The organism is Xylanibacter rarus, assembly GCF_001275135.1.
GTDB classification, from domain to species: domain Bacteria; phylum Bacteroidota; class Bacteroidia; order Bacteroidales; family Bacteroidaceae; genus Prevotella; species Prevotella rara.
Window position 1 is genome coordinate 16500 of record NZ_LFQU01000026.1, and the last position, 14119, is coordinate 30618.

12 protein-coding genes are annotated in these 14119 nt (G+C 53.0%); 6 read left to right on the forward strand and 6 right to left on the reverse strand.

The window, feature by feature from the left end; translation table 11 throughout:
* Positions 1–163: 163 nt before the first annotated feature.
* From ACU52_RS11730 to ACU52_RS11740, 4 genes are all read right to left on the reverse strand, one after another.
* The gene (locus ACU52_RS11730) at positions 164–1270 is read right to left on the reverse strand and encodes a BACON domain-containing protein (RefSeq protein WP_053398910.1); all 1107 of its coding nucleotides are present in this window, start codon (positions 1268–1270) and stop codon (positions 164–166) included.
* Between the two features lie 344 nt (positions 1271–1614).
* A complete protein-coding gene (locus ACU52_RS15170) occupies positions 1615–1716 on the reverse strand; it encodes a smalltalk protein (RefSeq protein WP_021855817.1) in 102 nt (33 codons plus the stop codon).
* Between the two features lie 273 nt (positions 1717–1989).
* Positions 1990–2436, reverse strand: a complete 447-nt coding sequence (locus ACU52_RS11735) for an HU family DNA-binding protein (RefSeq protein WP_053398911.1) — start codon at positions 2434–2436, stop codon at positions 1990–1992.
* Positions 2420–2656, reverse strand: coding sequence for a hypothetical protein (locus ACU52_RS11740; protein ID WP_147630859.1), 237 nt, complete (start codon positions 2654–2656; stop codon positions 2420–2422). Before ACU52_RS11740 ends, ACU52_RS11735 begins: the two co-directional genes overlap by 17 nt.
* 355 nt (positions 2657–3011) lie before the next feature.
* On the opposite strand from ACU52_RS11740, the gene ACU52_RS11745 reads away from it, so the two are divergent.
* Entirely contained in the window at positions 3012–3794 is a 783-nt protein-coding gene (locus ACU52_RS11745) for a phosphatase PAP2 family protein (protein WP_053398913.1), read from the forward strand.
* Between the two features lie 405 nt (positions 3795–4199).
* Here ACU52_RS11745 and ACU52_RS11750 read toward each other — a convergent pair whose 3' ends face one another.
* A complete protein-coding gene (locus ACU52_RS11750; protein WP_053398914.1) occupies positions 4200–4649 on the reverse strand; it encodes a D-Ala-D-Ala carboxypeptidase family metallohydrolase in 450 nt (149 codons plus the stop codon).
* Between the two features lie 61 nt (positions 4650–4710).
* Entirely contained in the window at positions 4711–5136 is a 426-nt protein-coding gene (locus tag ACU52_RS11755; RefSeq protein ID WP_053398915.1) for a hypothetical protein, read from the reverse strand.
* A 407-nt stretch (positions 5137–5543) separates the two neighbouring features.
* Between ACU52_RS11755 and ACU52_RS11760 the strand changes: the two genes are divergently transcribed.
* The 5 genes from ACU52_RS11760 to ACU52_RS11780 all read left to right on the forward strand — a co-directional run bounded on the left by ACU52_RS11760 (position 5544) and on the right by ACU52_RS11780 (position 14110).
* Complete coding sequence (locus ACU52_RS11760; RefSeq protein ID WP_147630860.1) at positions 5544–6359, forward strand: hypothetical protein; 816 nt, start codon at positions 5544–5546, stop codon at positions 6357–6359.
* Positions 6360–6575: 216 nt separating this feature from the next.
* Positions 6576–9203 carry a DNA mismatch repair protein MutS gene (gene mutS / locus ACU52_RS11765; protein ID WP_053398917.1) on the forward strand — a complete coding sequence of 876 codons (2628 nt, stop codon included), beginning with the start codon at positions 6576–6578 and terminating at the stop codon, positions 9201–9203.
* A gap of 596 nt (positions 9204–9799) precedes the next feature.
* Entirely contained in the window at positions 9800–11137 is a 1338-nt protein-coding gene (locus ACU52_RS11770) for a cytidylate kinase family protein (RefSeq protein ID WP_053398918.1), read from the forward strand.
* Positions 11138–11575: 438 nt separating this feature from the next.
* The gene (locus ACU52_RS11775; protein ID WP_082335271.1) at positions 11576–13438 is read left to right on the forward strand and encodes a leucine-rich repeat domain-containing protein; all 1863 of its coding nucleotides are present in this window, start codon (positions 11576–11578) and stop codon (positions 13436–13438) included.
* Positions 13439–13624: 186 nt separating this feature from the next.
* Positions 13625–14110 (forward strand): GNAT family N-acetyltransferase, encoded by a 486-nt coding sequence (locus tag ACU52_RS11780; RefSeq protein ID WP_053398927.1) that lies wholly within the window; start codon positions 13625–13627, stop codon positions 14108–14110.
* Positions 14111–14119 lie beyond the last annotated feature (9 nt).

A 14119-nucleotide genomic window follows, 5' to 3' on the forward strand; every position in this document is an offset into this window, starting at 1 on the left:
TTGTACGAAATAAAATTGTTTTTATTATATTTTGTAAACTATGTTGCAAATTGAACATCATCCGCCCCATATCCTTCTCGTAAAGGGATATATGGGACGGATGATGTGTGTTCAGCCGCCGTTGCGTCCTGTAGTGTCTGCGTTGTGCGTGTTGCCTGCGGCGTCATTGTGCCGGCTGCGTGCCGTATAGAGTGTCTCCTGCGTCGCCTGCCGTAATCACCACTTTGAAGGTTCTTTCCTTTCCTGTATTGTTTGGTTGTGCCGTTACATACAGATTTTCGCCGTCGCGCTTCACGGTCAGCCATTCGTAAGTTTTTTCAAATTTGCCCGTGTCTGCGCAGTTTTCTTTTTCATCCAATGTGGCATAATAGATATTATCGTTAATGTAAGTGCAGTGTATTATCCATGCAATGTCTTTGTCTGTCGTGCATGTCTGTGTGCCGCCTTCTGCCGGTATCGTAACTTGTTTTGGCTTTAGGTTTATGGGGGTGCCTCCTCCTGTCATCAGTTCTTCCTGCGTGCCTTCTATGCAGTCGTGGTAGTCGCCTGCCTGAACATAAATCTTGAAGGTTCTTTCTTCTCCGTAGTTCATGTCTGCCGATATGTTCAGCGTCCAGTCGTCCACGCTTACGTTGAGCCAGTCGCACTTTTTGTTGAACTTGCCCGTCTGATACATGTTTCTGTTCTCTGTGTTGTCGTAGTAGGAATTATACAGCGTCTCTCCGTCAACCTCTATTGATGTTATCCACCAGTGTTTTCCTTCGGTAGTTACAGTAGCAGGGTCTCCTGCCCCGTTGAGCGTTACGGTCTTGGTCGACAGGCCTATAATGTCGTCCCACCAGCCTGTAATCATTTCTTCCTGCACGCCCGTGATGGTGGCCGTGCTGTCGGCTGTGGCAAGGACAATCTTGAATGTGCGTTCTTTATATACGTTATCGTCTACAGCCACTTCGATGCTACTGCCGTTGCGTTTCATGCTGACCCACTGGCATCGCGCTTCATATGCTCCGCCTCCTGCCATCAGCTGCTTCTCCTCGGCAGTAGGTTTCAGTGTGTCTTCCTCTGTCGTAATCTCTTCTATCCACCAGCCTTCGCTGCTGCCTATGTTTACAGTTGCAGTGTCTGCATTCAGTTCAAATGTCAGGGTGGTATCGTTCAGCTCCACGGTTCTGGTCTGTTCCGGATTAATAGGCTTTTGGGGGTCGTTGTCGTCGTTTGAGCATGCCGTGAAACAGATTACTGCCATGAGCATAAATATCAGTTTTTTCATAAGCGATAAGTTTAACAGGTTAATTTTGTGTAATGATTTTTGTCTCTTAGATTTTGGCGTCCATCATTTTCCCATAGGCATCAAGGTTTATGTGTTATATGTTTGAGTTTAATTTGCCAAATATAATGAAAGACGAGTGCAATGCAAAACAAAAACACTCTTTTGAGTTTGTATTGCCGAGCCGCCTCTTATATTTGGCAAATATAGCGATTTATTTTTACATTATGTGGCTTTTGTGATAAAAAGTACACATATTTTATGTATATATATTGAATAAACATAAAATCCGGCAGACTGAAATGCCTGCCGGACCGGTTGGTTGATTTTGATTAACTGCATCATTTTCAGATTGCCGCGTTCACTCCGAACACGCCCAGGATGGCTGTTGCCACTGCCACTATCACCTTCAGAATTATCGAAATGTTGTTCTTGTCTTTTGTTCCCATTGTCTGTTTTGTTTTTGTAAGTTTTTTAATCCAAATCGGTCATCAGATCGCATATTACTTTATCAATTTTGTGCATTGATGCTTTCAGTCAGTCTTTTTGTTTCTATTGGCGTCTTTTTGTCAGATTTTTCTTGACATAGCCCGCTATGCCTGCTAAAAATATAACGAAAATCCGCTCAATATAAAGCTAAGTCCCGACCGAATCCTAATGACCGTTTTGGGTTTAATTTATGTGTGTTACGTTCATCGTCTGCATTCATTCATGCCCTGCTGCTACACGGCTTCCACGTCGTCGAGGGCGTCGCTCACAGCGTTCTTGGGCAGCTCCTGCACCTTGCAGCCCGTAAGCAGTGCGCGGGTGCGGGTCTTGTTCTTGTCAATCTTGGTCTCGGGCTGAAACAGCACGTGCACCGACTTGACGTTGCCGCTTGCCGTAAAGTCCTTCACGGTGTCGGCCGGACTGGTGTGCATGCCTATCTTGAATGTGCCGAGGCGGTCGAGCTTCACGCGGTGCGACATCTGCAGATGCTTCTGCATCGTCTCCACCAGCTCGCTCAGTACGGCCACGATGTCGGCTCTCTTCACCGTACAGTTGGCCTGCATCTCGTCTGCCAGGTCGTCTATTGTAACTGTGCCCGTGTGCACGGCGCGTGCATACCACTTGCCCTTGTTAGCCGAACCTTCTCTGTTTTCCTGATACAACTTATAAAAAACTGCCATAATCTTTTTTCCTTTCTTTTTTAATGGTTAATAATCTGTGTGTGTTTCTCTCTGCATTAAGAAGCTTCTTTGTGTCGGTTGTGTCTTTCATGCTGCCCGGCGCCGTTTCGGCGACTGATGGTTGCCGGCTGTCCATGCAGTCCTTAGAGGTGCCTGCGGCTTCATGTCGTTCACGTTTGCAAAGATACACTTTCTGATCAGCGATGTCAAGTTTTACCACGATAGACTGTATGCTCAACTGCTGTTAGTATGTTTTCATGATCAGTTTCGATGCTTCGTTTCCTGCTGACAGTCAGGCGCTTACGCCCGCAAGGCTACCCTTCGTGCTTATGATGCTTTCGGCTCGCCGGGCTGTTCGTGCCTTGGCTGATTGCCGTCGTAGGCCGTGCTTTGCGCTACAGCTTGTGTTGATGCTTGCTGTTTGGTTAAAATAAGTTTTCGGGATATGCGTATATTGAAAAATACATTAAAAAAACAGTTTCCCGATAGGTGGTTTTCAGCATTTCCGTGTGATATCTTTGCCGGTTTATGCCATCGGCCATGACATTGCTTGACACACCGGAAAAATTAACAAAATGATGAAAAGTAAAGAAACGTTCAACTTCAGAATCATCCTCATTATGCTGCTGCTCTGTGCTGCTTCAGGCGTCAGTGCTGCCGACAGCCTTAGCTGCGATGTGCAGCGGCGTTGCACCTTCGACGACGGCCACAGGCTCAGGGCTGTCGACATAGTGGTGCCTGCCGCCCTCGTCGGCGTGTCGGCGCTGTATATCGAGAACGGATGGATGGTCAGGCAGAAGCGTGCCGTGAGATACGCCCTCTTGCCGAAGGACAGGCGCAAGATGCATGCTGACGACTATGTGCAGTATTCGCCCGTGGTGGCTGTCTACGGACTCAACCTTGCAGGCGTGCGCGGCCGCCACTCGTTCAAGGACCGCACCATCATGCTTGCCATGTCGTATGCCACGATGGGCATCATCGTCAACACCATGAAGCTGGCCATAAGCGAGCGACGCCCCGACGTAAGCACGCGCAACTCTTTTCCGTCGGGACACACCGCCACGGCCTTCATGGGCGCGCAGTTTCTTTATGAAGAATACAAGTCGGTGTCGCCCCTTATAGCCTGGTCGGGTTTTGTGGTGGCTCCGCTCACGGCCTATCTGCGCGTCTACAACGACCGCCACTGGATAAACGACGTTGTGGCGGGTGCGTGCATAGGCATCGTAAGCACCAAACTGGCCTACAGGCTCTATCCCCTGCTGTTCCGCAAGTCGTCCTGCCGCCGCTCCACGGCTCTTGCCGCCCTGCCCTACTACGACGGCCGCAGCGTTGGCGTGAGCATGAACATGACGTTTTAGTTTCATACCTATCCGGCCGCATTACGTTCATGGCATTTGCAGTGTTTTTCCTTTCTGTTTCCCGTGTTTGCCATGTTCGTTTTGCGGCATATATTTGCCTCGTATGCGTATGTTGATTATAATAACATGGTCATGTATACAGGCAGATAGTTGATGCCGTTTTCCCGGCGATAATCCTTGGTGTATTTCACACATAGGTGCCCATAATTCCGCCTTCCACCAAATTTTTTCTGCGCGAAATGTCGATATCCACCAAATCTTTTATAAATATACGCTATGCCGTGCATAACAGAAAGGCCGCCTTTCGGAGCGTGAAAGACGGCCTTTTGCAGGATGAAAGATAACTTTTTGCAGCACGAAAGGCTGCCTTTTGCAATGTGCTGGGTGTCAGCGCGTTGCGTGGGCTCATGCCGCCTTGTAGAAAGGTATGGCCTGGCGGCGGTTTTGGCCCTTGCCGGCCTTGTAGGATACGTGCAGCCAGCATGCCCCGTTGCTCATCGAGTGTTCAAAGAGCAGCTGGTCGAAGTCGAGGTTGGCGGTTATGTAGGCATACATCTTGCGCCCCGTCTCCATGCCCGATATGTGTATGTCGGCAGCCTCGCCCCTCATGTGCTGCGAGGTGTCTGCCCCGCCCACTATGGCGTTGAGTCGCTCGGAGCGGAATCCGCTCGTTATGCGTATCACGCCGAATCGCCTGCGCAGCGGCTCCAGCACGTTCAGGCAGAGCTGCCTGAGGCGTTCGGTCTGTTCTCTGTCGGGCGTATTGTCTATGCGGTGTCTTACTGCCGCGCCCGAGCGGCACATCTCCTCCAGCGTGAAGTGTTCCGACAGTCTTGTCTGTGTGTTCTTGTCCATTGTCTTGTGTTTTATGGTCTGTTAATGTTTTTCATGGTTACCTTGCCGTTGCGTTGTCTGTTCAGCGCATGCATCTTATCATTGCGTAGAGCGGGTTGCGCGAGTGCCTGCAGTACATCAGCCAGCAGTAGCGGCTGAAGAACGACTTCTGCTTCACGCCCTTCCTCTCCCTTGCGTTATACACCATGGCGTAGGGATTCTTCGGCATGGGCACGTGCAGCACGGTGCATGCCCTGCGCGCCATCTCGCTGAAGCTGTAGGGGCGGCCCAGCCTGTCTACGGGGCTTTCGGCCATGTAGACGTCGTAGACCAGCTCCATCAGGTCGGTCTTGCTCTCCGTCCAGTACAGGTTTTCGGCCGGGTTGCGTGTCAGCAGCTGGCCCAGCTGCTGCGCCATTATGCGCCTTGCGCTGTCGCGCTGTTCCTTGCTCAGCATGTCGGCAAAGTCTTTCTGTCTCTCTTCGTTCAGGTTAATACTTACAATCATTTCTAAAATCAGTTTTAAAGGTCTGTTGTATATGTGCCCTCTGCCCTGCCCCGCGGTAGCTTGCGTGGCGGCGCCGGGCCTGTGTTATCTCATGAAACAATCTCTCCTTGTCGGGCTAAGGTCCTGTTCCGGGGGCAAAATTATGCCGCTTTTGTGCAATATATGTTCGCAATGCGATATAAAAACATTAAAAAAGTTTTATTTCCTGCCTCCTCTGCCCTGCCCTTCAGGCACGGCAGTCGTGCCCGTCCGTGCCGTGTGCGTGGGCAAATCCCGCTCAATTGTAGGGAAAATCCGATGCTGTTGTAGGGTAAACTGCTTGCATTTTAGCCCAAATTTCACTATCTTTGTTCTCAGAACATTTGTTTGATACTGCTGATTGTCTAACATTTTAAAAATTGACGGTTATGAAACGATTACTTACATCCTTCATCATAATGATGATAACCACGGTTACGTTGCAGGCAATGACATATACGCAGGCCCGTGAGGAGGCCCTGTTCCTGACAGACAAGATGGCATACGAACTGGGACTTTATGAGAGCCAGTATGACGCCGTGTATGAAATAAATCTCGACTATCTCATGGCGCTCAACTATCAGGACGACCTTTACTCTACGTGCTGGACGCGCCGCAACCTCGACCTGAGCTATGTGCTCACCGCGGCACAGTATAACCTGTATATGTCAAGGACATATTTCTACCGTCCGGTCTATTGGAGCTCGGGCTTCAGATACAGCATCTACACACGCTACACCGACCGCTCTTACTATTATTACAGCCGCCCAAGCGTCTACACCACCTACCGCGGAGGCCACAGCTGGCGCAGCAACGGCGGCAAGAGCTGGTATAAGGGCCGCACATACAGCAGCGCTCACAAGCTGACGCCGGTAAGGACGGGCACCACAAACCACTCGGGCCACAGCGTGACGACAACCCCGAAGCCCTCTAAACCGACTAATCAGGGCCACACGGTTACGGCCCCCAAGCCTTCTACGGGCACCGCGTCGCACGGCCGTCCCACTACTAACAAGAAGCCTACAACCTCAGCCGGCAAGCCCGCTACGAGCCGTCCGTCGAGAGGTACGGGCACATCGGGCAGCACAACTGTAAAGCCTTCAGGCTCGTTCAGCGGTACAAAGCCCGTAAGAAGCACAGGAAGCAAGCCATCGACAACAACGCAGAAAACCACTCCGACAAAGGGCTTCAGCGGAAAAAGATGACAACAAACTTATAAGAAATAGAAAATTGGGATTTGAAAACTGGGAATTGGAAGAGATTAAGAACAGCCGCTTAATTGTCTTTCAATTCTCAGTTTTCAGCTGTTTTTCCTTTTCTGTCAGTCAGAAATTGGAAAAAAATTAGTAAGTTTGCAGCTTGAAAATAACCCATAGTGCCTGACTTACAGACCAGAACAGGCAGGCTATCCACAACAGATCATGGCAAAGAAAGACAACGAACTAACCCCGATGATGAAGCAGTTTATGTCGCTGAAGGCAAAGCACCCCGACGCGCTGCTGCTGTTTCGTTGCGGAGACTTTTATGAGACATACCTTCAGGACGCCGTAGACGCCAGCAAGATACTGGGCATAACGCTCACCAGGCGCAACAACGGAGGCTCGAAAGACCCTACGGAGATGGCCGGATTTCCGCATCATGCGCTCGACACGTATCTGCCAAAGCTCGTAAGGGCGGGCAGGAGAGTGGCCATATGCGACCAGCTGGAGGACCCCAAGCTCACCAAGAAGCTCGTTAAGCGAGGCATAACCGAACTGGTTACGCCCGGAGTGGCCATGACCGACAACGTGCTTAACTACAAGGAAAACAACTTTCTGGCAGCCGTCAACTTCGGCAAGACGGCCTGCGGAGTGGCGTTTCTCGACATATCTACCGGCGAATTCCTCACGGGCGAAGGCTCCTACGACTATGTAGAGAAGCTGCTCGTAAACTTCTCACCTAAGGAAGTGCTCTTTGAGCGCGGCCGCAGGGCAGAGTTTGAACGCTGGTTCGGCAACAAGTTCTTCACCTTCGAGCTCGACGACTGGGTTTTCACCGAGCAGTCGGCCAACCAGAAGCTGCTGAGCCACTTCGACGTAAAGTCGCTCAAGGGCTTCGGCGTGGAGCATCTCAGGAGTGGAGTGGTGGCGAGCGGAGCCATACTTCAGTATCTCGAGATGACGCAGCACACGCACATTGGCCACATAACGTCGCTCTCGCGCATTGAGGAAGAGCGCTACGTAAGGCTCGACAAGTTCACCATACGCTCGCTCGAGCTGCTGCACCCCATGCAGGACGACGGCTCGTCGCTGCTCGACGTGATAGACCGCACCGTGTCGCCGATGGGCGCCCGCATGCTGAAGCGCTGGGTGGTGTTCCCCCTGAGAGATGCCCGCGTGATAGAAGACAGGCTCGACGTGGTTGAATATTTCTTCCGCCATCCCGAATTTAAAGACCTTCTCGACAGTCAGCTCCACCGCATTGGCGACCTTGAGCGCATCATATCAAAGGTTGCCGTGGGCCGTGTGTCGCCGCGCGAGGTGGTGCAGCTCAAGACAGCCCTGCAGGCCCTGGTGCCCGTAAGGCGTGCATGTCTTGAGGCAGACAACGCCGTGCTGCGCCGCATAGGCGACCAGATGGCGCTGTGCGAGGGCCTGCGCGACCGCATTGAGCGCGAGGTGAACGAAGATTCGCCGCAGCTCGTCAGCAAGGGCGGCGTGATAAAGAACGGCGTAAGCAGCGAACTCGACGAACTGCGCAACATAGCCTACAGCGGCAAAGACTATCTGCTGAAGATACAGGAGCGCGAAACCGAGCTTACGGGCATATCGTCGCTGAAGATAGGCTACAACAACGTGTTCGGCTATTACCTCGAGGTGCGCAACATCTACAAGGACAAGGTGCCGGAGGAGTGGGTGAGAAAGCAGACGCTTGCCAACGCCGAGCGCTATATAACGCAGGAGTTGAAGGAATATGAGGAGAAGATTCTGGGTGCCGAAGACAAGATATTGCAGCTCGAGAGTAAGTTGTTCTCCGAGCTGGTGCTGTCGATGCAGGAGTATATCCCCGCCATACAGACCGACGCCTCGCTCATAGCCCGTATCGACTGTCTGCTGTCTTTCGCCAAGACTGCCGCCGAGCACGGCTACATCCGACCTGCCATTGATGCCGACAACATTGTGCTCGACATACATCAGGGACGCCACCCGGTGATAGAGACGCAGCTGCCCGTGGGCGAGAGCTACGTGCCCAACGACATATATCTCGACGACAAGAAGCAGCAGATAATAATAATCACAGGTCCGAACATGGCCGGAAAGTCGGCTCTGCTGCGTCAGACGGCACTGATAGTGCTGCTGGCCCAGATAGGATGTTTCGTGCCGGCAGAGAGCGCGAGGATAGGCCTGGTGGACAAGATATTCACACGTGTGGGAGCGTCGGACAACATATCGCTGGGCGAGTCGACCTTCATGGTTGAGATGACCGAGGCAGCCAACATCCTCAACAACGTTACTCCGCGCTCGCTGGTGCTCTTCGACGAGCTTGGCCGAGGCACGTCCACATACGACGGAATAAGCATAGCGTGGGCCATTGTGGAGTATCTCCACGAGCATCCCAAGGCTCAGGCGCGCACGCTCTTTGCCACTCACTATCACGAACTCAACGAGATGGAGAAAAACTTTGCCCGCATAAAGAACTTCAACGTAAGTGTAAGAGAGTCGGGCGGCAAGGTTATCTTCCTGAGAAAGCTCGAGCCGGGCGGCTCAGAGCACTCGTTCGGTATACACGTGGCGCAGATAGCCGGCATGCCAAAGAGCATCGTGAAGAGGGCAGAGACCATACTGAAGGAGCTTGAGGCCGACAACGCCCAGGTGGGCGGAGTGGGCAAGCCGTCGGCAGAGAAGATAAACATGAGCCGGCAGGGCATGCAGCTCAGCTTCTTCCAGCTCGACGATCCAGTGCTGTGCCAGGTGCGCGACGAGATACTGGGGCTCGACATCAACAACCTGACGCCCGTGGAGGCGCTCAACAAACTGAACGACATAAAGCGCATAGTTACAGGCAAATAGGGCAGGGCAGGGCTGCCGCCGTGGCGCGGTGCGAGCTGTCGTGGCGGCAGAAAACTAACCCCCAACAGGTCATCATACAGCACATGGTTTTATCACTTTTGTGCATTCAGGCTTTCATACCGAATCATAATAGCCGATTTGGGTTAAAGACAAGGCGCCGCATGGCAGCCCATCAGACATTTTAAGTCTATGACTGTCGGCATGAATGAATGTCGTAAGTCATCAACATATACGCACACTGATAATAAGTTCTGCGCCGTGATTTAAATCAGAATACAATACAAAGGAGAACATTTCTCCGTGGAGAATAAAGACAAAAGAAAGGATAGCATAATCAGAAAGGAGAACAGAATAGTTGCAGGGGACAGCACTACAGCCGTAAAAGACAAAATATGCCGGCAGAAGACATAATACAATTGGTTACAGCGGACAAAATACACCGGCCACAGAACACCCGACACACCGGCAATAAGCTCAACATCAGGCGTCCACATACCCCTCAAGTCAAATCAAAATTGGCTGACGCCGAACTTCGTTTCTCCATTCTCCATTCTCAATTCTCCATTAGAACAGATTTGTTTTCAAGTCAAAATATTATGCAGAAAAAGACAATATTTCTAACAAGGCGTTACATCCTTTTTATCATTTCGGTGTTTATCAACGCCTACGGCATTGCCTTCATCACAAAGGCTCTGCTGGGCACGTCGCCCATAACGAGCGTCAACTACGTGCTGAGTATGTTCACGCCACTTACCATGGGCCAGTGGACCATCATCGTAAACCTTCTTTTCGTGGCCACAGAGCCGCTCATGATGAGCCGCTCACAGCTGCGCGCCGACCTCCGCATGTATCTCATACAGATACCCGTTACGCTCTGTTTCGGCACGTTTATCGACATATCCATGTCGTCGCTGTCGTGGCTTCAGCCCGAGGCATATCCCATGCAGCTGCTCAGCATGCTCGCCGGATGCGTCATTCTGGCGTGCGGCATAACGCTCGAGGTTAAGGCCGACGTGGCAATGGTGGCGGGCGAGTTCTTCGTCAGGGTGCTGGCAAGGCGCATAGGCGGCGACTTCGGCTACGTCAAACTGGGCTTCGACGTGGGCAACGTCATCCTTGCCTGCGTGTTCTCGATGCTCTTCATAGGCGGCATACACGGCGTGCGCGAGGGCACGGTGGCTGCGGCGCTGCTCGTGGGGCCGATAGTTCACTTCCTCACACCGTTCTGCCGCGTGCTCAACGGCGTGCTGGGCTACTCTGAGCAGACCGAAGGCAAGGCTGCCGCAGCGCCTGCCGACGTGGTGGTTACCATAGCCCGCGAGTTTGGCAGCGGCGGCCACATGCTGGGCGAGATGCTGGCGTCGAGACTCGGCGTAAGGCTCTACGACCGCGAGTTCATAAAGATGGCGGCAAAGAGCAGCGGCATCAACGAAGACTACATAAGGCGCAACGAGCAGACCATACCGTCGTTCTGGCTGAAGTGCATACTGTCGCAGGGCTACGGCACGCAGGCGGGCAGGGGACTGTCTGACGACGACGTGCTCTTCCTTGCCGAGAGCAAGATAGTGCAGCAGCTGGCCGACAAGGAGCCGTGCGTAATCGTGGGGCGCTGCGCCGACTTTGTGCTGAAGGGCCGTCCGGGCGTGGTGCGCGTGTTCTGCTATTGCGACCGTGACACGGCCATCGACCGATGCACGTCTGAATACGGCCTGGACAAAGTTAAGGCGGAGGCCGAGATAAAGAGGCTCAATAAGGCCCGCGGCACTCACTATGAATATTACACGGGTCAGCGCTGGGACGATCCGCGCAACTACGACCTGATGATAAACACAGGCTCGATGACGTTAGACCAGGCGTGCGACATCATCGTGCGCATGTATGCCAACGCCAAGGCAGGTATGAAGGCTGCCGTGGCAGGCCGTACTGAGGCCTGACGCTGCCGTGGCTCATACCCTATGGCGTGCCCGTCGGCGGCATGGTATGCATCAGTCTGCCGCCGACGCTGGCGTGCGTCGCCCTGTATTGTATAACGCATTGAGTTTCAATGTATTATAAAAGGCCGTCTTTCGGCCTCTGATATGTGCTCTTTTGCCGTGCAGAAGATATGCTTTTGCCGTGCGAAAGGGCACATATCGTTTTTTGGCGGTTCGTAGCAGGTGTTTTATTTCCGCAAAATATCCCCAAAACCTGCCGCCGGCATTAAGGGTGGGTTGATGCCATACAAGGCGTTGGTCGACACAAAATGCTGTTTTTTCGGGCAGGGCCTTTCGGTTTGTTGTTTTTTTCTTATTTTTGCACGGAGAAACGATCGGCTATTTTTACAAATAAAACAAGTGAACACATACATTTCTTGAACATTAAAAAAACTATTTATGAAGAAAATTATCCTTACATGTCTGGCGGCGGCGATGACCCTGGCAGGCAGCGCACAGGAGACGGCTACAATCGACGGAATAACTTATCTGCTTGACGGCGACAAGGCGTCTGTTATGCAGCAGAAGGGACTCACGGGCGACATCGTGATACCTGAGACAGTGTGGTACGAAGGGGATGTCTATACCGTTACTACCGTGCAGAGCAACGCCTTCAGCGGAAACGACATTACGGGAGTTGTGCTTCCCAACACTGTTACCGTGATGGGCTCGTCGTGCTTCTCGTCGTGTTCTAAGCTTGTATCGGCAGATCTGCCCGACAACATAACTTCGCTGGGTGGCAGCAGCTTCTCTTTCTGTTACTCTCTTAAGTCGGTAGACCTGCCCGAAAATCTCGTATCGCTCGGCGATATGTGCTTTGAGCGTTGCTACATGCTTGAGGCGATTGAGCTGCCGGCAGGAGTTACATCGCTGGGCAGCGCATGTTTCTCAGGCTGCGACAGGCTTAAGACAATCAGTCTGCCCAAGGGCATCACGGAGCTTGGCTATCAGTGCTTCTACGCCTGCAAGAGCCTCACGTCGGTAATTCTGCCGGCAAGTCTGACCACTATGGGCGAGAGCTGCTTCCACAGCTGCTCGTCGCTTGGATCGGTGAAGTTTGAGGGAAGCCTGACGGAGCTGAAGAAGAGATGCTTCTATCATTGCACTTCGCTCGAGTCGATAGACATCCCGCAGGGTGTGAGGGAGCTTGGCGAGGAGTGTTTCTCGGGCTGCACTTCGCTCACGTCGGTCAGTCTGCCCGACGGCATCACCGACTTAAGGAGCAGTTGCTTCTCAGGCTGCACCGCACTTCAGGCAATAACATTGCCCAACAGCATAGACAACATAGAGAGCAGATGCTTCGAGAGCTGCTCCGCTTTAGAGTCGATAGTCGTGCCGAGCGGCGTAACGAGGCTCTACGAAGAATGTTTCAGCTACTGCTCAAAGCTGGCTTCGGTAACCCTGCCGGAGAGTATCGAGAAGCTGTATGAATACTGCTTCAGCAACTGCACCTCGCTCAGCGGAATCACTCTGCCTGCCGGACTTAAGAACATTGGCGCCGGATGCTTCCGCAATTGCAGCGGACTGACCTCGATACTGCTGCCAAGGAGCGTAGAGACGCTGGGCAGCGGCAGCTTCTCGGACTGCACCTATCTTGCCGACGTAACCTGCCAGTGGGACGACCCTGACGAGGTGAGCACGAGCAATTTCGTGTTCGGCGACATATATACAGAGTGCCGCCTGCACGTACCTACAGGCACCACGGCGCTCTATAAGGTCAAGGAGCCGTGGAGCGGGTTTAAGTTTATCATAGAGGAAGACGGACAGGTGGTTGACCCCGTTAGGTGCGCCACGCCGACAATAGCCTATGCCGACAACTCGCTGACGTTCGGATGCGCCACCGAAGGGGCGGAATATCATTACACGATAAGCGCGTCTGACGCCGTTGAAGGAGCCTACTCGGCCGACGGCAAGGTGGCTCTCGGCGCGGCATACGACATAACCGTGTATGCATCGGCACACGGCTATCTTAACAGCGAGGAGGCAAAGGCTGTGCTGTGCTTCATCGACGCCACGCTGAACACTGCCGGAATAAACCTTGGCGAGCGCCGCGGCGTAGTGGTAAGCTCGCATGGCGGCAGCATCACCGTAAGCGGACTTGCCGACGGCGAGCAGGTTGCGCTCTACAGCGTGGGCGGCATGATGCTCTCGGCAGGCAAGGCGTCGGCAGGCAGCATAACGCTCAGCGCAGGCCGCACGGACGGCGTCGTGCTGGTGAAGATAGCCGACCGCAGCATTAAGATCAGCGTGAACAGACAGTAAAGCCACGTCAGGCCTGGCACGGCCTGTGCTCGGATTATTCATACTGCAATCGAGGTCAGGCGCATGTCAGGCGTCAGGCTTCGATTGTGTTGCATGTATGCAAGGGCGCCTGCGGCATCTGTCAGCGCATGGCAGGCAGCGGCACGTAGAGGAAAAAGAGATAAAGCAAACATAAATTATACAGAAATGATACGTTACGTTGAGGAAAATGACATTCAGGAGATAACCGCGCTCTACAACAGATACATCGTAGAGGGCGTTGAGACATTTGAGACCGAGACGCTCACCGAAGAGCAGATGGCCGAAAGGGTGGGGCACATATCGGCAAGCTGCCCTTATCTCGTGGCTGAGGAAGACGGCCGCGTGGCAGGAATATGCTATGCCCATCCGTGGAAGGAGCGCGCCGCCTACTGCAACACTTACGAGACGACGATATATCTCTCGCCCGACTTCACCCGCCGCGGCCTCGGCACCGCCCTGATGCACCGCCTGATAGACGAGTGCCGCCGGCGCGGATACAAGGTGCTGATAGCCTGCATAACTGGCTGCAACGAGGCGAGCATAGAGCTTCACCGCAAGCTGGGCTTCAGTCAGGCGTCGCATTTTCACGATGTAGGCTACAAGCTGGGGCGCTGGCTCGACGTGGTGGACTTTGAGCTGAAACTTGATTAATCCTTGGCT